Annotated in this window: 22 protein-coding genes, 1 tRNA gene and 1 pseudogene; 7 read left to right on the top strand and 17 right to left on the bottom strand. The window is 64.2% G+C overall.

All coding sequences use genetic code 11. The features are described from left to right. Positions 1-15: 15 nt before the first annotated feature. Positions 16-1,386 carry a methyl-accepting chemotaxis protein gene (locus tag PGN16_RS17385; RefSeq protein ID WP_335310625.1) on the bottom strand — a complete coding sequence of 457 codons (1,371 nt, stop codon included), beginning with the start codon at positions 1,384-1,386 and terminating at the stop codon, positions 16-18. A gap of 140 nt (positions 1,387-1,526) precedes the next feature. On the opposite strand from PGN16_RS17385, the gene PGN16_RS17390 reads away from it, so the two are divergent. After that, on the top strand, positions 1,527-2,411 hold the full coding sequence (locus tag PGN16_RS17390) for a TrmB family transcriptional regulator (RefSeq protein ID WP_335310626.1): 885 nt from the start codon (positions 1,527-1,529) through the stop codon (positions 2,409-2,411). A 57-nt stretch (positions 2,412-2,468) separates the two neighbouring features. On the opposite strand, the gene PGN16_RS17395 is transcribed toward PGN16_RS17390, so the two are convergent. Both PGN16_RS17395 and PGN16_RS17400 read right to left on the bottom strand, forming a co-directional pair. Continuing rightward, the gene (locus tag PGN16_RS17395; RefSeq protein ID WP_335310627.1) at positions 2,469-7,559 is read right to left on the bottom strand and encodes a M10 family metallopeptidase C-terminal domain-containing protein; all 5,091 of its coding nucleotides are present in this window, start codon (positions 7,557-7,559) and stop codon (positions 2,469-2,471) included. 78 nt (positions 7,560-7,637) lie between these two features. After that, positions 7,638-8,842 (bottom strand): IS3 family transposase gene (locus tag PGN16_RS17400; RefSeq protein WP_335310628.1). Its coding sequence is split into 2 segments (ribosomal slippage): positions 7,638-8,575 and positions 8,575-8,842, totalling 1,206 coding nucleotides; the frame shifts between segments, so codons are not numbered across the junction. 287 nt (positions 8,843-9,129) lie between these two features. On the opposite strand from PGN16_RS17400, the gene PGN16_RS17405 reads away from it, so the two are divergent. After that, positions 9,130-10,095, top strand: a complete 966-nt coding sequence (locus tag PGN16_RS17405; protein WP_335310980.1) for a zinc ribbon domain-containing protein — start codon at positions 9,130-9,132, stop codon at positions 10,093-10,095. Here the strand turns inward: PGN16_RS17405 and PGN16_RS17410 are convergent. The 5 genes and pseudogenes from PGN16_RS17410 to PGN16_RS17425 form a co-directional block, all read right to left on the bottom strand. Further along, positions 10,090-11,160 carry a tyrosine-type recombinase/integrase gene (locus PGN16_RS17410; RefSeq protein ID WP_335310629.1) on the bottom strand — a complete coding sequence of 357 codons (1,071 nt, stop codon included), beginning with the start codon at positions 11,158-11,160 and terminating at the stop codon, positions 10,090-10,092. The genes PGN16_RS17405 and PGN16_RS17410 overlap by 6 nt on opposite strands. A 26-nt stretch (positions 11,161-11,186) precedes the next feature. After that, a pseudogene (locus PGN16_RS20290) lies at positions 11,187-11,330 on the bottom strand (helix-turn-helix domain-containing protein); the annotation flags it as partial. Further along, positions 11,327-12,007 carry a hypothetical protein gene (locus tag PGN16_RS17415; RefSeq protein ID WP_335310630.1) on the bottom strand — a complete coding sequence of 227 codons (681 nt, stop codon included), beginning with the start codon at positions 12,005-12,007 and terminating at the stop codon, positions 11,327-11,329. The pseudogene PGN16_RS20290 and the gene PGN16_RS17415, both read right to left, overlap by 4 nt. Before the next feature lie 68 nt (positions 12,008-12,075). Next, entirely contained in the window at positions 12,076-12,375 is a 300-nt protein-coding gene (locus PGN16_RS17420) for a hypothetical protein (protein WP_335310631.1), read from the bottom strand. After that, on the bottom strand, positions 12,372-12,692 hold the full coding sequence (locus tag PGN16_RS17425; protein ID WP_335310632.1) for a hypothetical protein: 321 nt from the start codon (positions 12,690-12,692) through the stop codon (positions 12,372-12,374). Before PGN16_RS17425 ends, PGN16_RS17420 begins: the two co-directional genes overlap by 4 nt. Positions 12,693-13,160: 468 nt before the next feature. Here PGN16_RS17425 and PGN16_RS17430 point away from each other — a divergent pair, with 468 nt between their 5' ends. From PGN16_RS17430 to PGN16_RS17445, 4 genes are all read left to right on the top strand, one after another. Continuing rightward, a complete protein-coding gene (locus tag PGN16_RS17430; RefSeq protein WP_335310633.1) occupies positions 13,161-13,742 on the top strand; it encodes a hypothetical protein in 582 nt (193 codons plus the stop codon). A gap of 7 nt (positions 13,743-13,749) precedes the next feature. Next, the gene (locus PGN16_RS17435) at positions 13,750-14,172 is read left to right on the top strand and encodes a hypothetical protein (protein ID WP_335310634.1); all 423 of its coding nucleotides are present in this window, start codon (positions 13,750-13,752) and stop codon (positions 14,170-14,172) included. Positions 14,173-14,839: 667 nt separating this feature from the next. Next, on the top strand, positions 14,840-15,631 hold the full coding sequence (locus tag PGN16_RS17440; RefSeq protein WP_335310635.1) for a HipA family kinase: 792 nt from the start codon (positions 14,840-14,842) through the stop codon (positions 15,629-15,631). Next, complete coding sequence (locus PGN16_RS17445) at positions 15,631-16,512, top strand: DUF3037 domain-containing protein (protein WP_335310636.1); 882 nt, start codon at positions 15,631-15,633, stop codon at positions 16,510-16,512. The genes PGN16_RS17440 and PGN16_RS17445 overlap by 1 nt, the downstream gene beginning before the upstream one ends. 117 nt (positions 16,513-16,629) lie before the next feature. Here the strand turns inward: PGN16_RS17445 and PGN16_RS17450 are convergent, their stop codons facing one another. The 9 genes from PGN16_RS17450 to dapB all read right to left on the bottom strand — a co-directional run bounded on the left by PGN16_RS17450 (position 16,630) and on the right by dapB (position 22,101). Then, a complete protein-coding gene (locus tag PGN16_RS17450) occupies positions 16,630-16,929 on the bottom strand; it encodes a hypothetical protein (protein WP_335310637.1) in 300 nt (99 codons plus the stop codon). Further along, a complete protein-coding gene (locus tag PGN16_RS17455; protein ID WP_335310638.1) occupies positions 16,929-17,276 on the bottom strand; it encodes a hypothetical protein in 348 nt (115 codons plus the stop codon). The genes PGN16_RS17450 and PGN16_RS17455 overlap by 1 nt, the downstream gene beginning before the upstream one ends. Before the next feature lie 86 nt (positions 17,277-17,362). Beyond that, the gene (locus tag PGN16_RS17460; protein ID WP_145150296.1) at positions 17,363-17,680 is read right to left on the bottom strand and encodes an HNH endonuclease signature motif containing protein; all 318 of its coding nucleotides are present in this window, start codon (positions 17,678-17,680) and stop codon (positions 17,363-17,365) included. A gap of 11 nt (positions 17,681-17,691) precedes the next feature. After that, entirely contained in the window at positions 17,692-18,000 is a 309-nt protein-coding gene (locus tag PGN16_RS17465; protein ID WP_335310639.1) for a hypothetical protein, read from the bottom strand. Next, a complete protein-coding gene (locus PGN16_RS17470; protein ID WP_335310640.1) occupies positions 17,997-20,111 on the bottom strand; it encodes an AAA family ATPase in 2,115 nt (704 codons plus the stop codon). The genes PGN16_RS17465 and PGN16_RS17470 overlap by 4 nt, the downstream gene beginning before the upstream one ends. A 100-nt stretch (positions 20,112-20,211) precedes the next feature. Next, positions 20,212-20,288: transfer RNA gene (locus PGN16_RS17475), tRNA-Arg, on the bottom strand. 36 nt (positions 20,289-20,324) lie between these two features. Then, entirely contained in the window at positions 20,325-20,717 is a 393-nt protein-coding gene (locus PGN16_RS17480) for a hypothetical protein (RefSeq protein WP_335310641.1), read from the bottom strand. Positions 20,718-20,719: 2 nt separating this feature from the next. Continuing rightward, positions 20,720-21,376: an endonuclease III gene (nth, locus tag PGN16_RS17485; RefSeq protein ID WP_335310642.1), complete on the bottom strand. Its 657-nt coding sequence runs from the start codon at positions 21,374-21,376 to the stop codon at positions 20,720-20,722. Further along, a complete protein-coding gene (gene dapB / locus PGN16_RS17490) occupies positions 21,373-22,101 on the bottom strand; it encodes a 4-hydroxy-tetrahydrodipicolinate reductase (protein WP_335310643.1) in 729 nt (242 codons plus the stop codon). Before dapB ends, nth begins: the two co-directional genes overlap by 4 nt. 217 nt (positions 22,102-22,318) lie before the next feature. On the opposite strand from dapB, the gene PGN16_RS17495 reads away from it, so the two are divergent. Beyond that, positions 22,319-23,377 carry a glycosyl hydrolase gene (locus PGN16_RS17495; protein ID WP_335310644.1) on the top strand — a complete coding sequence of 353 codons (1,059 nt, stop codon included), beginning with the start codon at positions 22,319-22,321 and terminating at the stop codon, positions 23,375-23,377. The last annotated feature ends 1 nt before the right edge of the window (position 23,378 follow it).

Genomic DNA, 23,378 nt, shown 5'->3' on the forward strand with positions numbered 1-23,378 from the left:
GCCTACCCCTGATCCTTATAGGCGAGCTGCAGAATGCCCCAATGCTTGCCGTTGACGTTGATCGAGGCGATCACCTGTTTGAGCAGGATGACGCTGCCATCCGAGGCGAGACGTCGATAAGCCTTCAGGCAGAACGGCTTGGTAATCTTCACCTGCTCCTCGGTGTCGGGGAAGTGGAAGAAGACCCCGGCGCGCGAATATTCGGTGTTCCAGCTCCGCTGCCCGGGCCGCTGCGGAAGCGAGCGTTCGGGCATCGCCACCGCGCCGAAGCAGTGCCGGTCGGTGAAGCTCATCCCGAAGAAGCCGGGCAGGGCGCGTGCCGCCTCCTGCTGCGGTCGGGGCGAGCGCGGTGATCGTCGCCATCGCCGGATGGGTGAACAGCGGCGGATCGGTGCCCGCGACCGGCGCGTAAGCGTCGCCGAGGATCGCCGCCTGTTCGAGCGTTCCCGCCGCCACCGCCTGGGCCAGCCCTTCCGACACCTGCCGCGCTGCGGTGAGCGCGAAGTGGATATAGGGACGGTCGGGCGTCTCCGCGTCACTCTCCGCCAGCAATTGGAGCAGGGCGTTGGTGTCGTCGCTGACCGAGGTCAGCCGCTTCGACAGGCGTTGCAGACCCGAGGCATTGTCGCTCGACGTCTCGGACAATTGACCGAGCCCGGTCTTCACCTCGACCACCGCCGACAGCATCGAGCCGATCCGGCGGACCACGCTGTCGCTGTTGCGTTCCAGCCCGTCCATCAGCCCGCGCAGTTGCGCGACCAGCGCCTTCACGTCCTGCGTGCCCTGATGTGCGGACCGCGCCTTGGTCACGCCCTGATCGACGCGGCCGAGCATCGCATCGGCCTGGGTGGTCAGCGCCTCGATCGAACCGTTGATGCGCGAGGTGGCGGCGGCGGTTTCCGACGCCAGCTTCTTGACCTCGCCCGCCACCACCGAGAAGCCGCGCCCGGCGTTGCCGGCGCGGGCCGCCTCGATCGTCGCGTTGAGCGCGAGCAGGTTGGTCTGTTTCGCGATCGCATCGATCGTCGCGGTCACGCGTCCGACTTCTTCAAGCGCGGAGGTGAAGGCGCCGAGGCTGTCGTGGATGCGGCTGACCTGCGCGATCAGATCGACCACGTCGCCCATCGCCGCGTCGATCTGGACGTGCGAACTGGCCAGCAGACCGTGTGCGCCGATCGTGGCGGCCGACGCTTCGCGCGCGGCGTCGGCGACGTTCTCGACGTCGTCGGTCAGCCGGTGGGTCTGCGCCCCGACGCTCTCGATCGTGCGCGCCTGTGCGGTGACGCGCGTCGCCAGTTCTGAGATATCCGCCTGCAGATCGAGCGTTCGGATCCCCAGCTCCCCCGCGACCCGAGATGCCCCGGTAATGGTTTGATTGAGCGTCAAATTCCCTACCTCCGCTGCCGTGGGTAGCGGCAGATGGTTAACGATTGATCGAGACGTGAGCGGCCTTGCGGGAGCGGTGGGGCACATTGTCGATCCCGAAAGCGCGGATGGCACCGGTTCGCGCCGCTGCGCGCAGCGGATTGCACGCGATCGGCGTTCGTTTACATATCGCGCATGACCAACGACGTTCGCGACCATCGATGAGCGAGCCAGAATCGGCGTTGACGGCGCTGGGGTTCAACCAGTTAGAATCAACGGTTTACTGCGAGCTGCTGCGACAGTCGCCCGCCACGGGATATCGCCTGGCGCAGCGGATCGGCCGGGCGCCGGCCAATGTCTACCAGGCCCTGAACGCGCTCTCCCAAAAGGGCGCGGTTCTCGATGAGACCGACGGGAGCGAGGCGGTGAGCTACGTTCCGGTGCCGCCCGCGCAATTGCTGGCGGGGCTGCGCAACGGCTTCGACGAGCGGATCGGGTCGGCGCTGACCGTCCTCGAATCCGTTCATGCCCCGCCGCCCGACGAGACGCTGTCACGGCTGCGCACCGTGCCACAGACGATCGAGCGCGTCCGTGCGATGCTGGCAAGTGTGCGCCAGACCGTGATGCTGGACATGATGCCGCCGCTATACGACCTGTTCAAGGACGATCTGGCGGCGGCAACGGCGCGCGGCGTGACGATCGCGGGCATCGCCTACCGCCCTGAGGATGTCACCGAGACGATGCCCTACAAGGGCCAGCCGCCGGCGGAAGTCATCGCGCGGTGGCCGGGGCTGGGCATGATCCTGGTGACCGACGCGTCCGAGGTGCTGCTGGCGCAATTGCGGCTGGAGCCGGCGCATGTGCTGAACGCGGTCTATACCGACAGCCGGTTCCTGAGCTGCCTGATCCACGGCCTTTTGCAGACCGATATCCGGCTCGTGGCGCTGCGCAGCGACAACCCCGATGCGGTGCCGCCGTCGCCGCTCGATGCGCTGGAACTGCGGACCGCGCGTCCGCCTGGGCTGGCGGCGCTGCTCGCCCAATAGAAGGACGCCGCGGCATCGCTGCCGCGGCGTCCCTTCAATCGACTGTTCTCTCGGCGATCAGGCCATGTGCAACTGGTTGTGCAGGTCCAGCCCGAAGCGGTGCCACTGATTGACATGGCTGAACGCCGGATCGACCGCGAGGTCGTCGACGTCGAAGCCTGCGGTGGTCGCCGCAGGTGCTGCGGGCGTCGGCGCGGGCAGGTCGCGCCACGCATCGACCAGCGGACTGCCGGAGGTCGGAGCAGCCTGTTCGGGGCCGACCGCAAAGCCGTTGGCAGCGAAGTCGTCGGTCGGCGTGCCAAGGTCCGGCATGGCGTTCGACAGCGGCAGGATACCGGCCATTGTTTCGCTCGGCGCTGCCGCGCCGCCCTTCGGATCGAACGGGACGATGACATAGGGCGTGAAGATGCCGTCGCCGTCGACACGGTAGAAATTGTCGGCGGTGAAATCCTCGACCTTGGTATGTTCGAGGGTCAGCATCGTGCGCCATTGAAAATAGGTGCCGCTGCGATCCATATCGACCTGCAACAGCACGTTGTCGCCGTCCTGCACCAGCTTCATCTGGTCGATCGAGAAGGGGTTGGTCCCGGTGTACCAGCCGCCCAGAATGCGGGTGAGGTCGATCTTGTCGCCGCCAGCGCCCGTCTGGAAATCGTGGACGATATTCACGCGGTCGATCTCGCCGACGAAATTGTCGACGTAGAGGAACGACAGGATGTCGCGCCCGGCCCCCAGCGTCACCTCTAGCGTCGAGGGGTTGAGCCCGCCGACGCCGATCGCGACGATGTCGTCGCCCGCACCGGCATCGACATAGCCTGTCTTCTGCCCGGAGATGTTGATCCGGTCGTCACCGTCGCCACCGATCAGCGTCACGGTGTCGGTCTGGCGATAGAAGCGCGGCGGCATGAAGCGGTTGTAGACCGGGATCGAGAAATATTCGATCAGATCGTTCCCGGTGCCGCCGTCGATCAGCACGGTCTGCGCCGGCTGGCCATAGGTGCGCGCGATTCCCAGAATATCGTCGCCGCCCATGCCATAGATGCGATCGTCGCCGCCCACGCCATCGCGGATCATATTGGCGCCGTCATCGCCGTAGATCGTGTCGCTGAAGGCGCTGGCCGTCACATTCTCGAAGTTGCTGATCGTGTCGATCCCGGCACCGCCGGTATCCTGCGCATCGGTGCGTCGCAGGTCGACCGTCACCCCCGCCGTCGCGCCGGCATAGCTGATGGTATCGACGCCGATGCCGCCATCCAGCCAATCGTCGCCCGCGCCGCCGTTGACGATGTCGTCGCCAGCGCCCGCCGCGAGGTGATCGTTGCCCGCGCCGCCTTGCAGGACATCATAGCCGGCGCCGGTTTCCACCCAGTCGTTTCCGACGCCGCCGTAGAAGCGGAGCGTCTCGACGCTGGTGACCGATCCATGCTCCACGCCATCGGCATAGACCACGTTTCGGGCCTGCGTATCGTGCATGTCGAGGCGGATCGCCTCCTTGCGGCCGTCGTAATACAGGACGCCCAGATCGTTGCCTTCGCCACCGTCGAGCGTGTCGAACCCGCCATCCATCAGGATCAGGCCCTCGATCCTGAAGTTGTTGCCGGCCTGCACCACCCGCGCAGACCCGCCGATCAGGATGTCGTTGCCCGACCCGCCGATCAGCGTGTCATCGCCTTCGCCGCCGATCAGCCGGTCCGCGCCACGGCCGCCGATGAGCGTGTCGTTGTTCGATGCGGCGAGCGCGGTGGTGATCAGCCCGGTTTCGTCGCCGATCAGCATGTCGTCGCCGTCGCCGCCTTCCAGCCGGTCGTCACCCTGGCCGCCGACCAGCGCATCGACATCGCTGCCGCCGACCAGACGGTTCGCGCCGGCGGTGCCGAACAGCATGTTGCCGAAATTGCCGCCGACGATGTTCTCGACCCCGTCGAAGGTATCGAAGCCGCCACCCACGGTGTCCTGCTGCGATGCGATCGTCAGGTCGACCTTCAACAGGCGGGTCGCGTTCGAATAGTCGACCGTGTCGCTGCCGCCACGTCCGACGTACAGGTCGTCGCCACCGGCATCATAGAAAATGTTGTTCCCGGCGTTGCCGAAGAAGCTGTCGTTGCCGGCGCCGCCGCGCAAATTCTCGATGTTGATCAGCCAGTCGGTTCCCTCGCCGGTGTCATATTCGTCGAACCGCGCGAGATCGACATAGTGGTCGACCGCCGCGCTGAACACCGCGGTGTCGTTGCCCTCGCCACCGTCGATGATGTCGTCGCCGAAACCGCCCTCCAGCGTGTCCGCGCCACCGCCGCCGACGAGCATGTCCGCGCCCTCGCGACCGCCCAGCGTGTTGTTGCCTTCGTCGCCGATCAGCATGTCGTCGCCGCGGCCGCCCTCAACCGCCTCGATGTTGGTGAAGGTGGCGAGCAGCGCACCGTCATCCGAGATGACCGTGCCGCTGTCGCGCCCCGTCAGCAACGCGGAGATGCCGTTGGCGTGCGTCTTGAAGCTGATGGTATCGAAGCCTGCGCCGCCGTCGATCGTGTCGGTGCCGGTCGACAGCCCGCTGGCGCTGTCCACCAGCACATCGTCGCCTGCGCCGCCGTTGATCCGATTGGCGCTCGCATTGCCGGTCAGCGTGTCGTTGCCGGCGCTGCCGAGAATATCCTCGAAACCGGTCGCGATCACCGAGGAGCCCGGCTGGAGGAACTGGTCGCTGCCCTGTGCGGCCAGGCTGAACGTCACGCCGCGATCCAGCCCCGCGAACGAGATCGTATCGCGCCCGGCGCCGCCGTTCAGCCGGTCATGTCCGCCGCCGCCCGCGATCACGTTGTTGCCGGCCGTGCCGTTCAGGACGTCGTTGAAGTGGGAGCCGGTCAGGTTCTCGATCCCGCTGATCGTGTCGATCCCCGAACCACCGGTATTCTGCGCCTTCGTCACGGTCAGGTCGACCGTCACGCCGGCCCGCGCCTTGGTATAGGACAAGGTGTCGACGCCCGCGCCGCCCGAGACCAGGTCGTCGCCGCTGGCCGCGACGATCAGGTCGTCACCGTCGCCGCCGTAGAAGCGGCTCGCGCCCTTCGCCGTGACCGTGGCCTCTACCGCCGCATTCTCCAGCGAGACGTTCAGGATATAGGGCAGGTCCCGTGGGAAGCCGCCCACCTCGTCGACTTCGCTCCCGTCGTCGAGATAATTGCGGTACACGCCGCCGACGCGCACATAGAAGACACCATCGGTCGGGATGAGCGCCTCCAGCCACGGCGCGCCGCCGGATCGGCTGCCGGCGTCGGTGCGGTCGACGCCGTAATTGCCGGCAAGCACGTTGCCCTGCGCGTCGAGCAGCTCGATGCCCGTCCAGTCGGGGGGCACATTGTCGAGATCGAGGATCAGCTTCGAGCCGGCAACAGCGGTGAAGCTATAATAGTCCGCGCCGCCGCCGGGGCCGGTCGCCTGCACCGTCGCATGGGGAAGGACGGTGGATTGCGTGACGAGGTTCGCATGGACGAGGTCGAACGAGCCATCGAGGCTCACCGCGCCGCCGCGCCACTGATTGTTCCACGGCGTGGTTTCGATCAGGTCGGGACGATCCGTATAGACGATCGTGTCGCCGGCACCGACCAGCGTATCGTTACCCGCGCCGCCGTTCAGATAGTCGCTCCCGCCGCTGCCGCCCGACAGGAAATTGTCCGAACGGTCGCCGATCAACGTATCGTTGAACGCGGTGCCGATCGCGCCCTCGACCTGGCGCAAGACGTCACGATCGCCGCCGTTCGCGACGATGATGTCGGCGGTGTTGTTGTTGAAGGTGATGCTGATCGCCGTCTTGGCGTCCGAGAAATCGGCGACGTCGTTGCCCGCGCCGCCGATCAGCACGTCGCTGCCCGCGCCACCGACGAGCAGATCGTCGCCGGCGCCGCCTTCCAGCCGGTTATTGGCCTGATTGCCGACGATCCGGTCGTTCCCGGCGCCGCCGATCGCATTCTCGATCAGCGAGGCCGTGTTGTCCTGATAGAGCAACGCGTTGCCGACATTGCCGATCATCGGCGCATCGCCATCAACATAAGCGAGCGCATTGGCGATCTGCGCGGTCGACAGCGTCGAGAACTCGCCCGGGCGGAGATCGATCGACAGGTTGCCGGAATAGTTGCTGAAATCGTAGGTGTCGTTGCCGCCACCATCCCAGACGGTTTCCAGAACCTTGTTCCCGGCCGGCGCGTCACGCCACACCCCGTTCACCGACAATGCGCCGGTCTTCGGGTCCCAGCGGTAGACGGTGTCGCCCGCGTTGGTCGTGTAATTGGCACCGTAGAGATACTGGAGCGCGGCGATGTCGTACATCATGTACGTCTGCGCCTGGTTCTGCTGATCGCCGTTGAAGACCGACGAGGTATTGGGCGAGGTCGTGTACGACATGATCGACCACGGCTGGCCGTCGCGATCATATTCCAGGGCACGGGTGCCGTAGAACGGTCCGTCAAGATCGAAGAACGAGCCGAGATCCGCGTCGGTATAATCGGAATGGCCATGCTTCAAGCCGAGCGTGTGCCCGATCTCGTGCATGATCGTGACGAAGCCCCAGTTCCCGCGCTGCGGCGTCTCGTAATAGGGCTGCGCCGTCCGGCCGAACCAGATGTCGCCGCCGAGATTTTCGGTGGTGTGCGGGAAATATCCCATCGCCGACCCGACGTTCGCCGCCGCCGTCGAGGAAAGGCGGAAGGTCGGACGCTCCGCGGCGTCGGCCGCGACCTCGACGAACTTCAGCCCGGTATAGCCCGAGACGAGATCGAACGCCTGACGCGCTGCCGCCTTCTGCGCGTCGTTGAACGGCAGTTGCAGGGTGTTCTGACCGGAATCGTAGTTGGTCCCATAGACGTTGCCGTTGCTGGGGAATGAGAAGGTGAGCGTCGTTGCGGTCCAGCGCGAGCCGATGAGCACCGCATCGATGTTCCGGTCACCGGAGAAATAGTAGAACCCCTTGTCGGAATAATGCTGTGTCAGCATCTCCGCGCCGCTGCGGGCGATCGTCGTGTCGGTTGTGACATGCGGCGTGGCGGAACCGCTGCCGGCCATCGCTGCGCAGAAGGCGCAGCCGCATCCCGCCACCGCGGCGGCATCGCCCGCCGTTCCGAGAGAGAACAGATTGTCCGTGATCGTAACGCTGCTCATGAGGCCCCCGCTTGCAAACCCACGATCGGCATCATGACCGACCTGTTAGTGTTAGTTTGTAATAAGGCTACTACGGTGTCAAACGGCGTAGTGTAAAAATGTAATATGATCTCGGTTGCGGTGCACCTCCGATGCGAGCGTGGACGGGAGGCGGAGCGCAGCGGAGCCGAGCGGCCACGTTGGCATCATCGTCGTCTCTGGCGCAGGCGGGCGGTATCCCAGACTGCTGTGCGGCCGCGCTCGGTTGTAATGGTCGCGCCACCAGTTGGTGACGCAGCGGACCTCCTCGAGGCTGTAGAAGATCTCGCCGTTGAGCAGCTCGTCACGCAGGCGAGCGTTGAAGCTTTCGATATAGCCGTTTTCCCACGGGCTGCCCGGCTCGATATAGAGGGTGGTGACGCCCAGCCTGCCGAGCCAGCCCTGGACGGCGTGAGCGACGAATTCTGGGCCGCTATCGGACCGGATATGCTGAGGCGGCCCATGCTCGATGAACAGATCGGCCAGCACGTCGATGACGTCGTTCGACCGGAAGCGCCGCAATGGCACCATGGCCAGGCACTCTCTGCTGAACTCGTCGATGATGTTGAGCATTCGGAATTTGCGTCCGTTGTGGGTCCGATCCTCGACGAAGTCATAGGACCAGACATGCCCGCGATGTTGAGGGCGAAGGCGGATGCACGACCCGTCGCCCAGCCAGAGACGGCGGCGTTTCGGCTGCCGTTTGGGAACCTTCAAACCCTCCCGCCGCCAGATCCGCTCGACCACCGACAGGCTGACTTGCCAGCCGGCGTTGCCGAGCAGAGCATGGATACGACGATAGCCATAGCGACCATAGTTCGTCGCCAGCGCGATGATGTCGGCGGTCAGCCGCTGCTCGTCGGTATCGTCCCTCGGTGGGTGGCGCTGCGTCGAGCGGGGCTGGCCAAGTACCCGGCAAGTCCGCCGCTCCGATACCGGCAACACGCGACGGACCTGCTCGATCGCCTCGCGGCGACGGGAGGGACTCAGAAATTTAGCTTGGACGCCTCCTGGAGGATTGCCTTGTCGAGCGCGAGATCTGCGACGAGCTTCTTCAACCGCGCATTCTCGCGCTCCAGGTCCTTCATCCGGCGAGCCTGATCGACCTTCAGCCCGCCATATTCCTTACGCCATCGATACAGTGTCTGCTCAGCAATGCCGATCTGCCGGCAAGCCTCGACGGCCGTCAAACCTCGGCCGACGAGCACATCAACCTCACGCAGCTTCGCGATGATCTGCTCCGGCGTAAACCGCTGACGTCCCATGTCTTTCTCCATTCCAGATACCCTCACGGGCTCTCTTCAGAAATGGACCGGGTTTTCCAAGGCAGACCAGTGGAGCGATTGACGGGTCAGGGCGTGCAAAAGCCGAAATGAATGGCTCCACCAGCCCTATCTATAGCTACCACACCGTCAGGCGGTCTGAACGAGGCATTGAACGTCAGCTCGCCGCAGATGTTGGCCAAAGGCCGATAGGCAGGTTTCCAGAGTCAGCCGAAGCGCTAGCCTAATGCAAGGGCCGCGAAAAGAAGCCGGAGAGTGAAGTGGCGGTCATGGCGGTGCCGCCGCTGATCGACCGGGATACCTTCGACGCCGTTCAGGCGCGTCTCAAATCCCGCAATCCGATGCTGGTGCCCGCGCGGGTGACGAGCGGGCCGACGCTGCTCACCGGCATATGCTTCTGCGCGAAGTGCGGCGGGGCGATGACGCTGCGCACCGGCAGGGGCAATGGCGGGCAGTACACCTACTACACCTGCTCGACCAAGGCGCGGCAGGGTAAGGAAGGCTGCGAAGGCCGCTCGATCCGAATGGACAAGCTCGACCATCTGGTCGCAAGCCATCTCGAAGATCGCCTTCTCCAACCGAAGCGGTTGGAGACGATCCTGTCGAGCCTTCTCGATCGGCGGCAGGAACGAACCGAACGTCGCCGCGAGCATCTGGCGGAACTGAACCGGCGAATCACGGAGACCGATCAGCGCCTCAACCGGCTCTACGACGCGATCGAATCAGGCGTCGCAGCGCTGGACGACGCGGGACTGAAGGACCGGATCGCCAATCTAAAGGCGATCCGCGATCAGGCAACGGCCGACGCCGAGCGGATACAGGCGACGCTCGACAACTCCGGGGAGCGGGCCGTTACGCCGGATATGATCGACGCACTTGCAGACGCAGCGCGCAGGAGCTTGAGGATCGAAGGAGGCGGTTATCGGCGGGATCACCTGCGCGCCTTCGCTCAACGTGTCGAGGTCGCGGATGACGAAGTTCGGATCATGGGGACGAAATCGGACCTGCTTCAAAGCCTCGTCGCCGCTTCGAGCGGGAAATCGGCGGCGTTCGCGGTTCGCAGTTCTGTACTTAAATGGCGCACCCGACAGGATTCGAACCTGTGGCCTCTGCCTTCGGAGGACTGCTCCCCCACGCATTTCTGCCGTTTTTGCGCGCCCGTTCCAGCTTTGATCCCGCGAACGGGACGTGAACTGACGTTGGTAGCGCGCCCGTTATGCGCCCAAAGGTCATGAGTGCCTCCGATCGACCGCGCGCTTCGCGGCCTTGAAGTGGTCGGGATGATGGTGGGCGTAGAGCTCGGTCGTGCGGGCGTGCGTCTGCCCAAGCCAACCTGCCACCTCCCAAAGATCGACACCGCGCTGCGCTAGCCATGTGCCGCAAGTGTGCCGAAGCGTGTGTGGCGTGACTCCGGCGAGCCCCGCATCCCGGCAGGCTCGAGCGAAGCTGCGCTTGATATCGAGGATGCGCTCGCCGTCCTGGTGAAGCACGTACCCGAGATCGGTCCCGCGGCGCTGAGCGAGGCGAAGTAACGTCATCAGCCGATCCGGGATTGGGATCACTGCTCGCCCTTTAGCCGTTCGCCGCCGGCCGGCTGGGTTGAGGTCGATCACGCCGCGGGTCAGGTCGACCTGAGGCCAGCGGAGCGACAACAAGGCTTCCTTTCGGGCACCCGTATGAAGTGCGAGGAGAATGAAGAGAGGCAGATAGCCCCGGCTGCTGGTGGCGTAGCTGAGACCGGCGGTGGAGCGGGCACGACGCGCCGCGCGAACGAGAGCCGCCGCCTCGCTATGCGTCAGCCAGCGGCTCTTCCCTTCGGGCTTTTCGGGCAGGAACACGTAGGGGGCCGTCGTGATGCGCCCATGACGGTGAGCGAAGTTGACGGCGGCGCGGAGCACTCCAAGCTCCTTACGCACCGTGCCATCCGAGCGCTCACGCCAACGGCCATAAGCCTTGCAGGTGGCCTCGGTGATGTCGCCAACCGTGCTGTTCTGCCAGAACGGTAGAAGGGCCTCGATAGCGTACCCGATGCGCTCCGGCGCTTCCGTCGTCGGCGCGTGCTGCTGCCCGTACAAGTCTAAGGCCTGGTCGATGGGAAATTCGGACGGAGCACTTGGCCCGATGGGGCGGGACTGCTGCTGTCGATCGCGGATGAACTCCGCGAGCGCGATATGAGCTGCCTCGCGGTCGCCCGTGCCAGTGCTGCGCCGGCGTGAGCGACCGGCTTCGCTCCACGTGATGTAGAATTGCCCTCGATCGGCGCGGTAGTCGAGCTTGGGGCCTTGGTTGGGGCGGGGCATATCGACACCTTCGCGTTTTCGATAAAGCGCTCCACATCAGCGCGGTCGAACAGATAGGCTTTGCCGAGCGGGACGGCGGCAAGGCCGCGAGTGCGCATGGTTCGAACGGTCCGCGCGCTGGGCAAGCCAAACTCGTCTGCCACCTGCTGGGCAGTCATGAGGCGGCTCATCTCTGCACCTCGTATGCAATCTCCCGACCTGCCAAACAGTCCGCGATCGGGAAGATCAACAGATCTCGTACCGTTGCGGTAATGGCTAGGCCGTGGCTACCCTTGGAATACAGCATCTGAGCGCGAGCCTTCCGCTCGGCTTCGCTGACGCCTTCAAACGCAGGATGATTGGCATGGTAAAAGTAGTGGTTGGTGAGTTCGCGCATATCGTCGATATTGCGGCCGATCGTCAGCATAGGCGTAACTGAATAGCCGTGGCCGGTGCGCTGAAACTCTAGTTCCAAATCCACCGGCTGACCGGTGGTCGTGTCGAAAACATCTTCCGAGACGGCGAGCTGATTGAACAGCGCATCGAGCATCTCGCCGAAGGTCAGCTCCGCAAATCGCGGGATTGATATCTTGGCGTCAGCGTGAGGATCGCCCCAGCTTGGAGTGATAGGCTTGGCGCTACGGAACAGCTTCACCACCTCTGGAGCATCTTTGACCTGCATTGCGGCCACCGTGCCGATCAGAAGGTTCGTTGCGTCGGTCGGTGTCATCTCCGCGCCGCCGGGACCACGGCCACCTGAGGAGATCATACCTGCCTCACGCACATGACGAGCCGTGAGCGAAACCGTCGGCTGCGGAATGCCAGAATTGTTCGCCACCGTTTCGATAAGTCGAGGGAGCTTTGCCACGAGCAATCCTGTTTTCGAGCTTGACGCATAAACTACCTGCAGAACGTTTATGCGTCAAGCGCGATTACTCAATGCGCCTCGTTTTCGGTCGGCTGCGTGTAGCTCCCCTCGTCCAGCATCCGGTCAATGCAGAGGCGAGCAAGTAGAAGCCGCTGCCGATTCACCGCGGACCATCGCTCCTGCCGCCGCCGCTTGGCCGTCCCATTGATGAGGCGACGAATGAAGGGCAGCAGCTGGTTAGGCGCCACCGCGCCGACGAACGGCGCGAGCTCATCCAGTGGTCGGGCGAGGATCACGCCTGCATCGTCTGTCGCGAGCGAGGGCGGGAAGAACAGAGGACGACCGGCGAGATCGAGGGTCTGGCTCATGCTCGTGCCTCCCCGCGTGCCAAGCGACGTACATCAACCGTGAGACATTCCGCCACGAGAGGCGGCGTGCCGAGATCGGCCAGGATCACGCGGAGTTTGGTTGCGAAGGCGGACAGGTCAGGGGCAGGCGCCGCCGCCAGCTGCTTGGTCGCGAAGTCCACCGCATCACCTGCGGCAAGCTCCCGCTCGATCGGCGAAGGGCAAGGCAGAGCGTCCCTTGCGGCGGTCGCGTCCGCGTATCGTGCCAGTGCGAGATTGAATGTGGCGCGATCGTTGTTGGCCGGCGGCAGTGCCGGCGATAGGGCGTGTGTAGCCATGATCGTCTCCAGAGGACGGTTACGGTTAGAGCCAGCGCGAGGTGTAGGAGCCTTGCGTTGGCTCGCATTAAGTGACATTACTTATTAATCATGTCAATTAGTGATGTTGAAAAAAGGGGGCGAGGCCGGCCGCGAACTGACGCGACGCCGATCACACTGCGCCTGCCACCGGACCAGCTCGAAGCCCTTGATGCTTTCATTGCGGGCTCGGGTGGAGGCCTCAGTCGTCCAGAAGCTCTTCGCCGCTTGCTTTCAGCCGTCTCCACGATCCCCGGCGCCGGTGACCATGCCCCCGAAGTGGCCGACCAAGTTGCCATAGTCGAGCAGGGCCGGCGCGCTGCTGCTGGCTATGCCCGAGCTAAGGGACGGTTCGATGAGGCCGCGGCGATCGAAGCCGGCGAAGCAGACGCCTCCCCCCTCGTCCAGACGATGATGTGGTTTCAGCTGCCCTAAACCTGAGGAAATCCGATGAACCCTTTTGCCGACTTTCCTCACTCAGACCTTCAAGTTGTGGCGCCGGATGGGACAGTCCGATCGACCGCACGCGGGATCTTCAGCGGCAAGCAGGTGACGGTCTTCGATGCCTCGCTTCAGGTGCTTGCTGGCGACGAGGTTCGGCGCACATTGCCCAATGGAACAGAGGAGGCATTCGAGGTCACTGACCCGCAATTCAACGACGACTTCCACGGCATTCCAGCACACTTCAATATCGGGGTGCGCCGGAAAGGGACGTTCGAAGCTGGCAAGGGCGGGAATTACAGCATCCACGTAACGGGTCAGAACGCGCGGGTGAACCTTCACTCCACGGACAATTCGACCAACGTCGTCAACGAAACGAACCTGTTTGCTGAGATGGCCTCGGCCGTCCAGAAGGGGGTCGCGGATGAAGACAGTCGCCTCGCGATCATCCAGGCAATCGCCATTATGAAGGAGCAGGAGGGCAAGTCCGGTTTCAAGCAGGCCTATCGCGACTTTATGGGCCTCGCCGCGGATCATCTCGGCGTCATTTTGCCCTTTTTGCCGGCCCTGGCTGGCATGTTGCCGGGATAAGCTGACCATGGACTTGCAGACGTTCGTCGCGGAAACGCTCCGCCAAATCGTTGGTGGTGTTGCTGACGCGCAGAAGAGCGTCGCAGCGCTCGGCACGAATGCTCGGATCAACCCGGCGCTCATTTCACAGACTGCCAAGGTGCAGTCGGGCGACGCGACGCCGGTCGAGTTCGATGTTGCAATCACCGTTGTTGATGATGCCGAAACGGTAAGCACCGCAAGCGCATCATCTTCCTCTGGCATGATTGCCGTTGTCCACGCAGACCGAACCGCCGACGCAGGTACAACGGATCGCAGCCGCCATCGAAGTGAAGCCGTAAGCCGCGTTCGTTTCACTGTTCAGCTGGCTCAGCCTTCAGATATTCAGACGTACGATTCGTCAGGCAGCTTCGCGAGTGCGGGGCGTCGGCAGAGCTATGCCCCCTACTAACCGTGACCAAGTCTGGATGGCTTGTTCATGAAGCGAACAGAGGCAGAGCCAGCCATCCGCGCCCTTGTTCACCAGTGGGCCGCCGCCGCAGGGGTCCAAGCTGGATCGGTCGATCAACCTTCCTTCTCGGCTTTCAAGCGGTGGGCCGAGGGGCAGGGTTACAGCAGCTACTTCACGTTCCGATCGACCATGGGGCCCTTGGAGGATGCGGAGCGATGGTTCGACCAGGAGCTTCGACAGACTTGGCGAAACTAAGATCGTCACAAACGCGGCCGATCGCCGCTGCATGACCTCGCCGCGGAGCACCTAAATTCCAGGAGATAGGCGAGCAAATCGGTCGATCGAGCTAGAGCGTAGCGGGGCAAAAATAAACACACACCTTACGCAAGCTTGCGCTTGGAAAGTGGCAGGAAAATCAGTTATTTAGCTGGAGCGACTTGCGTGTCACAACGTGTTACGTTTTGTGCCACAATGTGACATCAATGATTTCAAAGACTTGCCTGTGGGACAACGTGGCATATTCACCCCGCGGGTAGGCATGATCGCGGACCTACCTCCTGTGATTGCGAACGCCGGAGGAACGTCTCAATACGTGCTTCGCCAGCCGCCTGAGGGTGCTAACTGATGGCATCGACTCGCGATTAAGGTGCAGCTAGCTTCTCTCGTGATGATCGAAACCGTCACCGCCGTTCAATTCGATAAGCTCGCCGGCAATGGCCGAACCGGCCCGGGCTTCATCACGTGCGAGGATGCCGCCGGTGAGCCGGTAGAGCTTGTCGCTAAGCTGTCGGCGCGCTGCGATCTCCGAGAAACATCGCTGGCGATGGAGCTGGTTTCGGCGTGCTTGGCCGGAGACCTCGGGCTCCCAGTTCCGCAACCTTACCTTGTGCGCCTGGACCCAGACTGGATTGATACCGTGCCAGACGCGGCATGGGCGAACGCCGCCCGCCAGAGTTCGCCGGTGGCTTACGGATCGAAACGAGTACCGTCCGGCTATAATTCCTGGGTGGTCGGGACCGTTCTCGTGGCTGGTATGGTCGCTACGGCAGCCGGGGTCATCCTCTTCGACGCGATTATCGACAACCCCGATCGTAGGGACAGCAATTCCAACTGCCTACAGCGTGGCGACGATCTGCGGATCATCGATCACGAGCTATGCTTGAGCCCCGTTCCGCTCCTCGGCTGGCGGCCGCCATGGCTAGTTGGCGCACTTCACCATATGGAAACTCCCGGCGCTCATATTTTCCGCGCGCCGTTGCGGCGGCAGGTGGTCGACTGGGGAGGTATCCGCGAGGCTTGGCAAGGCTTGTCGGATGCCCATCTCGCGGACTATCAAGCTGCTCTACCGGCCGAGTGGGCCAGCTCCGGACCAGCCGTTGGTAGGGCGATCGAGAAGATACGCAACGCACGTGATAATATCGATGGGTGCATCGCCGAGGTACAGAGGGTGCTGACATGATGAAGCGCCGGTATACCTATACAGTTCTACGTTACGTCCATGATCCAATCACGGGCGAGTTCGTCAACGTGGGCCTAGTGCTCTTCGCCGCCGCCGTTTCTGGTGCCCCTGCGATCCTCAAAGCTTCAACGCGGAAAACGATCGGGCGTATGCGTGACATGTTTCCCGACCTGGATCGCGATGCGTTTGTAACTACGATGCGCACGATCGAGCGCCAACTCGGCAGAGTGGCCGATCGCTTGGCGAACGACGGCTTGGTCGTCTCCGAGGGGGATGCATCCTCCTTCGCCCGAGAGGTGCTTCCAACGGACGACAGTTCGCTGCAATGGTCACCGGTCGGCAGTGGCCTCACGGAAGCTATCGACAAGGTTTTTGATCGACTTTGCGCTCGATTTATCACCCGATACGACACGAAGCAGACCGCGCGGCGGACGGACGAAGAAATCTGGAAGCCGGTGCGACAGCTGCTCGCAGAGCGTGCTTTAGCAGTCGATCTCGAACCGAAGGTCATTGTAGGCACCGATGACAAGATCGAGTTTCAGCACGCCTGGAAGAATGGTGCCTGGCATATCTACGAGCCGGTGTCGCTGGATCTCGCCGATGCGGAGGGCATTCAGCGCAAAGCATACAGGTGGCTGGGTCAGCTTACATCGTTGGGCCAGACCTCCGAGCCGTTCGAGGCGAATTTCATCGTAGGCGCCCCGACAGATCCTAAGCTTGAACCTGCCTATCGCCGGGCCCTGCGCATTCTCGGAAAGCCGCATAACGTTACGGTGTACGAGGAGTCGAACCTTAGCGAGATGGTCGACCGGATCGAGGACGAGGTTCGGATGCATTCCGCCGAGGAACAGGCTCGTTTCCTACCTCCCATCAGCTATTGAGCTTGCCTGTTTCGCTTGCGAGCGCGCGAGAGCAAAAACTGTAATAGCAATCACGTCACGGGGGGCGTCGGTCCTGAGGCCCTTGTTTCTCAGACTTTGCCCCCGCCCCCCAGAGCGTCAGCGCCGCCGGCCGCGGGGCTTGATTGGTTGACCGGCCAAACTGGGAAGTCCGAACGTGCGCAGCGCCCATGGATCGCCTCGCGCGTCGGGCTCGTGCGCTGCTAGGAAGGCGTCACCGAGCCGCGCCCAGGCGTCCTTCGCGGCCTGGAGATCGGGCTGGTGATTGCTGGTGATCTCGACGCCGATGCGCGGGAGAGCGCGCAGGAAATCGTAGCCGCTCTTGAACGTCATACGCCAAGCCTTCAGCTCCGCGGCCGTGTCCGTCTGCAATCGAGCGTAGCGTCGTTGTCCGGTCATCATCTCTTCCCTTTGTAACGCGCGGCGATCGGTGCCGGCGATGGTGGTTCCAGTTCCAGATTGAGGGCCTTAACGGCCGCGATAAAGCCGCTTCGGGCGTCCTTCTCCAGCCCGCAGGCAGGGTTGAGCTTCGGGGCGCCGTACCGATCGGTGACGATCTCCCCGCGGTCGGCGATCACGTCCTGAGCCGCGCGCATCCGGTCGACGCACTCCGCCGCACAGGTGACGAGCGCCACCCCGGCCGAGTCTTCCACCTGATACTCGTCCACGATCTGACGCCAGAACTTAGCGCCGGCCGGTTTGAGGTGGGGCGGTGGGCGCTTCCGCTTGGCCAGTTTCAACTGCATTTGAGAAAACTCCTCTCGCTGCGCACGGAGGGGGCTGTCGGTCCTAGGCAGGCGCCCTCTCCAAAGTTTCGATGGGGGGGGGCGGGCTATCGCCGGTTCCACGGGTGGTTTGGGTCAGTCGGACGCCCGCTCGCATCAACGCCGCCTTTTGGTCGGGCGCTCTGCCCCTTGTCGGCCAGCGTCTTGCGGTCTGAGCAGTCTTGGCAGAGTAGCTGGTAATTGCTGCGATCACCGGTCCCGCCTTGCGCCAAGGGCACCTTGTGATCGGCGATCTTCCCCACTGCCACATGGCCCTGCCGGGTGCATTCCTCGCAAAGGATGACGGTCCGCATCAGGTGGGCGCGCATCTTGTCGTGGGCGGTGCCGTAGCCCCGCGCGTGCCTGCTGGTGGTAGGCCATGCCATCGCGTGCGCTCTCAGCTCGGGTTGATCGTTGTGTGGGGAAACGGCGTACCGTGCTCGGCCGCGTGATCCTGGAAGGCGGCAATCCGTCGTTGCAGCCGGCGGGCTACCTCATCGCAGAACCGACGCCGCGACGATGGGCTGGCGCAAAATTCAGAGCCTGACACCACACCCGCGACGACACCGACCAGCACGTCCACGATCTCAGCGGACATGAGGAATGCGATCCGCTCGCCGGCGTGCTCAGTCATGGATGCATCGACGATCGCCCGCATGACACCGGCTTCCAGCTTGCCAGTATAGGCTCGATCAAGACGGCTCATTGGCCGCCCCCCATGTCATCCCAGCCGGGCACGGGGTCATCTTCGCTTTCACCGGGAGCTAGGATTGTCCTCCCCCCGGGCAGCCGCTGCACGGCGTTTCCCAACCCTTCTCCAAGGGAGGGTGCGGCGGCCTCCGAAGGGGCCGCACCCTCTACCCCTTTAGGGGTAGGTGTGTGTGGACCGCTATTTCCCGCGCTATCACCCGCACATTCCCCGCTGTCTCCCGCAGGCAATTCCCGCACATTTCCCGCAGACATTTCCCGCACATTTTCGATCTCCCGCAGACCATAGACCGGCTTGCGATCGTCGCCCTGCCAGAGCGCCGCGCGCTCGATCCGACCTAGCCTGAACAGCCGATCCATCGCGTTTTCGAAGCCCTTCTTCTGGATGCCCTTGGCCTCTGCCATCGATGCGAACACCGTCGGGGCGTAGGACTTGCACACCTTCTCCGACACGGCACGACGCTGTCGGTTGCGCTCCCGCAAGCAACGGAGGAACGTCTCATTCTCGGCATTGCCGACGATGATTGCGCCGATCTCAGCCGCGACATTCGGTGCCATGTCTTCCTCGCGGACGAAGGCCCAACGATGCCAACGAAACGCCAGCGCATCGCCGTTGCGGGAGTAGTTTGCCTTCCCCTTGGACAGCAGCCGGGCGTCGGGATCGACGACGCTGCCATCTGCATCCCGAGGCCGCTCCAGAAAGAGCCGCGAGCGGACTTGGTTCTCCCATGCTGTCGAGCCGGAGAAGCTATCGCCCGCCTTGTTGGGGTGGCCGATCAGCAGGATCGCAGCGCCCGTCTCCGCCGCCAGCCCGTTCAGCAGCGAAAGAAAGGCCGCGACCTGGTTGCGGATGTTCTCATTGCCGCTGAACAGGTGCGCCACGTTGTCGAGGACAATGAAGCTCGCTCGAATAGCAAGGGCGGTGGCGCGCAGGCGATCCCACGCAGGGGTCGTTCCCATCCGCCCGAGCGGATCAAAGGTTGAAAGCTCGTTGCCGATCGCGCCCGCTAGCGAACCAAGGTGGAGCTTCCCGGACAGCTGCGGCAGACTGGCGTTTAGCGCCTCGCAAATTGGCTTCTGTCGCCTGTGCAGCTCGTCCGCGTCGTCCTCGCAGGTGAGATAGAGCGCGGTGCCCTGCCGCGTCTCTAGCCCCATGAATTGTTGCCCAAGCGCGATGCAGGTGGCGAGCTGCTGGCCCAGGAGGGATTTCCCCGTGGCGCCCGCGCCGGTGAGATACGTCACCTGCCCGGCAAGGATCATCTCATGGAGCGTCCAAACGCGAGCTGGCGTCTCCACCGTCGCCCAGGCGGCAGGGTCGAGCAGCGGGATCAATCCGGCCGGGGCATCGGCAACCGTGAGCGCGGCAGTGGTGAGGCCGCGCAGCTCGTCCGCCGTTCCGGTCCAGTCGACCACGTCGCCCTTGGGCAGGAGGCCGGGCAGGTCGACAATGACAGCGCGCCCGCCGGCCGCCTGGATGCTGTCGCGCGCGCGATCAGCGAAACCGCGCCCCTCCTCGTCATTGTCGGGCAGGATTACTACCGTGCGATCGCGCAGCCACTCGGCATAATCGGGGCGCCAGCCTTTGGCACCGAATGCAACTGCGGTGGCGATGAAGCCCCAATCGGCGATCTTGTCCGCCTTGCGCTCGCCCTCTGTGAGATAGACCGGCTCATTGGGATCAGCCGCCAAGAGAGCCGGCAGACGGTAAGGCACTCGTTTGGCTTCCCCGAGGCCGGTTTTCCAGCCGCCGCGCCCATCCGGCCGTTCGGCGACAAACCGCTTCCGCTCGCCCCGCTTCTCCTTCCGAACGGTTCGGTAGAGCACCTCGCCATGTTCGTCGGCATAGTCGTAAATGCCGGTGACACGGGTCGGCGGTGCGCCACGGGCGCAGGCGCCAAGCGTCTCCGGGATCAGGCCGCGCTGACGACACTCGTCCCGCACTGCCTTCCAGTCGCCGCCGTTGAAGCTGTTGAAGAGCACATCACCACTCTCCCCATCCTTCACGGTCATACCGCGATCGGCCTTGCTGTGGCCGGGCGAAGGGAATGCGCCGTAGTTGCCGTGCCAATCGCCACCGAAGGCGCGCGTTATCTCTTGGGCCCGACTCATGCGTCGCCCCCAAGCCCAGCAAGAATGCCGAAGTGCGCCCATTCTGCGCCCAAGGGCCAGACAGGCCTTAAAGCAAAATAGTCAAAATTGGCGGAAAAGCTGGCGCACCCGACAGGATTCGAACCTGTGGCCTCTGCCTTCGGAGGGCAGCGCTCTATCCAGCTGAGCTACGGGTGCCGGTTCGGCTCGCCTAGCAGGGGTCGGCGCGCGGCGCTACCCGTTTCGATAGCGAAAATCGTCAGCGGGCAGCGTTACCGGCTGGAACGGGGCCAGGCCGCAGCTCGCACCGCGTGTCGGGCCGCTGACGTAGAGGACCGTGATCAGGTCCTGCGCGCACAATTGCCCGATCGACGTGGCATAGCCGAAGCGGCGTTCGCTGCCGAGGCCCGGGCAGCGTTGCGGCAGGGTGACGCGGTAGAGGCGACGCCCGATCGTGCGGAAGTCGATCACGCGATCGCTGCGGACCAGCGTTTCCTCGATCGATGCGAGCGACAGGCACGTGCGGGGCGGCCCTGCCGGTGTGGCGGGCGGGACGTCGGGGGTGCGATCGCGGGCCGATATCGGCACGGCGGCGGTCAGCAGAACGGCAAGCAGCAGCAGGCGCATCCTCACTCCTTCGTGCGGGCGGGCGGGGGCGGGGTCTTGAGCTTGAACGCGCAAAGATCGGCGACGATGCAGCGCCAGCATTCGGGGCGGCGCGCCTTGCAGACGTAGCGGCCGTGCAGGATCAGCCAATGGTGCGCGTGGACGCGGAACGGGGCGGGGGTGGCGGCGTCGAGCCGCTTTTCGACCGCGAGCACCGTCTTGCCCCTGGCCAGCCCGGTGCGATTGCCGACGCGGAAGATGTGGGTGTCGACCGCGAAGGTCTCGGCACCGAATGCGACGTTCATCACGACATTGGCGGTCTTGCGACCGACGCCCGGCAGCTTCTCCAGCGCCTCGCGGTTGTCCGGAACGCGGCCGCCATGGTCGTCGACCAGCGCCTGCGACAGCGCGATGACGTTCTTGGCCTTGGTGTTGAACAGACCGATGGTGCGGATGTGCTGCTTCAGCCCGTCGAGCCCGAGATCGAGCATCTTCTGCGGCGTATCGACCTCGGCGAACAGCGCGCGCGTGGCCTTGTTGACGCCGGCGTCGGTCGCCTGCGCCGACAGCACGACCGCGACCAACAGCGTGTAATCATTGACCGATTCAAGCTCGGTCTCGGGATGCGGATTGGCTTCGGCAAGGCGTCGGTAGAATTCGACGACATCCGCTTTCTTCAAAGCCCGAGCACCTCGGCCATGGCGTAGCGGCCCGGTGCGCGACCCGCGAGCCACAGCGCGGCCTTCACCGCGCCGCGCGCGAAGATCGTGCGATCGTCGGCGCGGTGCCCGATCTCGATCCGCTCACCTTCGCCCGCGAAAACAACATTATGGTCGCCGACCACCGACCCGCCGCGCAGGCTCGCGAAGCCGATCGTGCCTTCGCTGCGCGCGCCGACCAGCCCGGCGCGGCTGTCGACGCGGACCTCGGACAGGCGGGTGTTGCGCCCGGCCGCCGCGGCCTCGCCCAGCAGCAACGCCGTGCCGGAAGGGGCATCGACCTTGTGGCGGTGGTGCATCTCGGTGATCTCGATATCCCAATCCGCGCCAAGTCGGGCCGCGGCTTCGCGCACCAGGACGCTCAACAGCGTCACGCCGAGCGACGTATTGCCCGTCTGGAGCACCGCGATCGTCGCTGCGGCACGTTCGATCAACGTCTGGTGCGTCGCAAGCAGCCCCGTGGTGCCGATGACGATCGGCGTGCGTGCCGCAACGGCCGCATTCAGATGCGCTTCGAGCGCGGCCGGTGTCGAAAAATCGACCAGAACATCGGCTGCGTGCGCGATCGGGAGCGGATCGCTGCCGGCGTCGCCACCGCCGGCGACGGTTACGCCTTCACCGGCGGCGATCGTGGCGATCGCGCGGCCCATGCGGCCGTTGCTGCCATAGATGCCGATGCTGGTCATGCGAGGTCACTCTGCAGGGATTGTGTCAGACAATTCCTCTTCGCACGAAACGGCGCGGCGGGGCAGGGGGCGGGGCGAACTTTTCCGGCCGGGCCGATTCGGCGATATGCGGCAGGACGGCGCTGCGCCGCGACGGTTTATGGAACGTCAGCCGTACCCGTTTATGCTGGCGAAATGCGCCGCTGCTATTCCCCGATCATCAAAGCGAGGGGTCGTGATGAAGAAGCAGCTTGTCGCCGGGGCAATGGCCGCCGGTGTGTCGTTGGCGGCTGCGGCCGCGGTAAGTACAGCGAGCGGGAGCAAGACGACCGCGACCACGCCGGTGACGGTGGTCGCCGCGGCGGCGACGGTCATGCCCATCCCCACGCCGACGCCGACGGCATCGACCACCGCCAAGGCCACCGCCGCGGCAGTCGTCGCGACGCCGGCAGCGGCCACGACCACCGCGTACAAGAAGGCGGTGTATATCGGCAATTATCCGGCCGACCTCGTCGCCTACGAGCTGTGGCTCGGCAAGCGCACCGATGGCGTGCAACTTCATACCGGGCGCGCCGGCTGGGGTGATTGGGGCAGCTCGATCGGCTGGCTGGTCGCGCTGTGGAAAGGCGTCGATCGCCCCATCTACTGGTCGATCCCGTTGATCGCGCAGGGCGCGACCCTCGCCGACGCGGGCGCGGGCAAGTACAATTCCAATTACGTCGCCGCGGCGCGGACGCTGGCACAGGGCTATCCGAACGCCAGCAAGATCTACGTGCGGACCGGGTGGGAGTTCAACGGCGACTGGCAGCCCTGGGCCGCCAAGGGCAAGGAAGCGCAATATCGCGCCGCCTATCGGCAGTTCGTCGCCAGTTTCCGCAGCGTCTCCGGCCGCTTCGTGTTCGAATGGACGCCGAATAACGGCGATCTGGGGATGAACCCCGAGAATGCCTATCCCGGCGACGATGTCGTCGACATCATCGGCATGGATTTCTACTATAATCACCAGTGGGATCCGGCGGACGGCGCGAAGGCGTTCGCGTACCACCGCGACGAGAAGTACGGGCTGGCGTGGCATCAGGCGTTCGCCAAGCTGCACAAGAAGCCGACCGCCTATGCCGAATGGGGCGTCAGCAAGAATTCGGACGCCAGCTATGTTCAGGCGGTGGGCGACTGGTTCGCGACGCATAACATCGTCTATGCGTCATACTGGAATTCGAACGCCGCCTATCAGGGCAAGCTGAGCGACAATCAGTATCCGGCGGTCAGCACGGCGTATCGGGCATTGGTGTTGAAGTAAG

Origin of the sequence: Sphingomonas phyllosphaerae (assembly GCF_036946485.1) — a bacterium.
Lineage (GTDB): Bacteria > Pseudomonadota > Alphaproteobacteria > Sphingomonadales > Sphingomonadaceae > Sphingomonas > Sphingomonas phyllosphaerae_E.

Bases quoted from the DNA above. Each gene is read 5' to 3' on its own strand.
- PGN16_RS17430 (WP_335310633.1), top strand. From the start codon at position 13,161: ATGAACCCTTTTGCCGACTTTCCTCACTCAGACCTTCAAGTTGTGGCG.
- PGN16_RS17425 (WP_335310632.1), bottom strand. From the start codon at position 12,692: ATGGCTACACACGCCCTATCGCCGGCACTGCCGCCGGCCAACAACGAT.
- PGN16_RS17445 (WP_335310636.1), top strand. From the start codon at position 15,631: ATGAAGCGCCGGTATACCTATACAGTTCTACGTTACGTCCATGATCCA.
- PGN16_RS17395 (WP_335310627.1), bottom strand. From the start codon at position 7,559: ATGAGCAGCGTTACGATCACGGACAATCTGTTCTCTCTCGGAACGGCG.
- PGN16_RS17465 (WP_335310639.1), bottom strand. From the start codon at position 18,000: ATGAGCCGTCTTGATCGAGCCTATACTGGCAAGCTGGAAGCCGGTGTC.
- PGN16_RS17410 (WP_335310629.1), bottom strand. From the start codon at position 11,160: ATGCCCCGCCCCAACCAAGGCCCCAAGCTCGACTACCGCGCCGATCGA.
- dapB (WP_335310643.1), bottom strand. From the start codon at position 22,101: ATGACCAGCATCGGCATCTATGGCAGCAACGGCCGCATGGGCCGCGCG.
- PGN16_RS17435 (WP_335310634.1), top strand. From the start codon at position 13,750: ATGGACTTGCAGACGTTCGTCGCGGAAACGCTCCGCCAAATCGTTGGT.
- PGN16_RS17455 (WP_335310638.1), bottom strand. From the start codon at position 17,276: ATGCAGTTGAAACTGGCCAAGCGGAAGCGCCCACCGCCCCACCTCAAA.
- PGN16_RS17440 (WP_335310635.1), top strand. From the start codon at position 14,840: ATGATCGAAACCGTCACCGCCGTTCAATTCGATAAGCTCGCCGGCAAT.
- PGN16_RS17480 (WP_335310641.1), bottom strand. From the start codon at position 20,717: ATGCGCCTGCTGCTGCTTGCCGTTCTGCTGACCGCCGCCGTGCCGATA.
- PGN16_RS17420 (WP_335310631.1), bottom strand. From the start codon at position 12,375: ATGAGCCAGACCCTCGATCTCGCCGGTCGTCCTCTGTTCTTCCCGCCC.
- PGN16_RS17495 (WP_335310644.1), top strand. From the start codon at position 22,319: ATGAAGAAGCAGCTTGTCGCCGGGGCAATGGCCGCCGGTGTGTCGTTG.
- PGN16_RS17450 (WP_335310637.1), bottom strand. From the start codon at position 16,929: ATGACCGGACAACGACGCTACGCTCGATTGCAGACGGACACGGCCGCG.
- PGN16_RS17470 (WP_335310640.1), bottom strand. From the start codon at position 20,111: ATGAGTCGGGCCCAAGAGATAACGCGCGCCTTCGGTGGCGATTGGCAC.
- PGN16_RS17460 (WP_145150296.1), bottom strand. From the start codon at position 17,680: ATGGCATGGCCTACCACCAGCAGGCACGCGCGGGGCTACGGCACCGCC.
- PGN16_RS17405 (WP_335310980.1), top strand. From the start codon at position 9,130: ATGGCGGTGCCGCCGCTGATCGACCGGGATACCTTCGACGCCGTTCAG.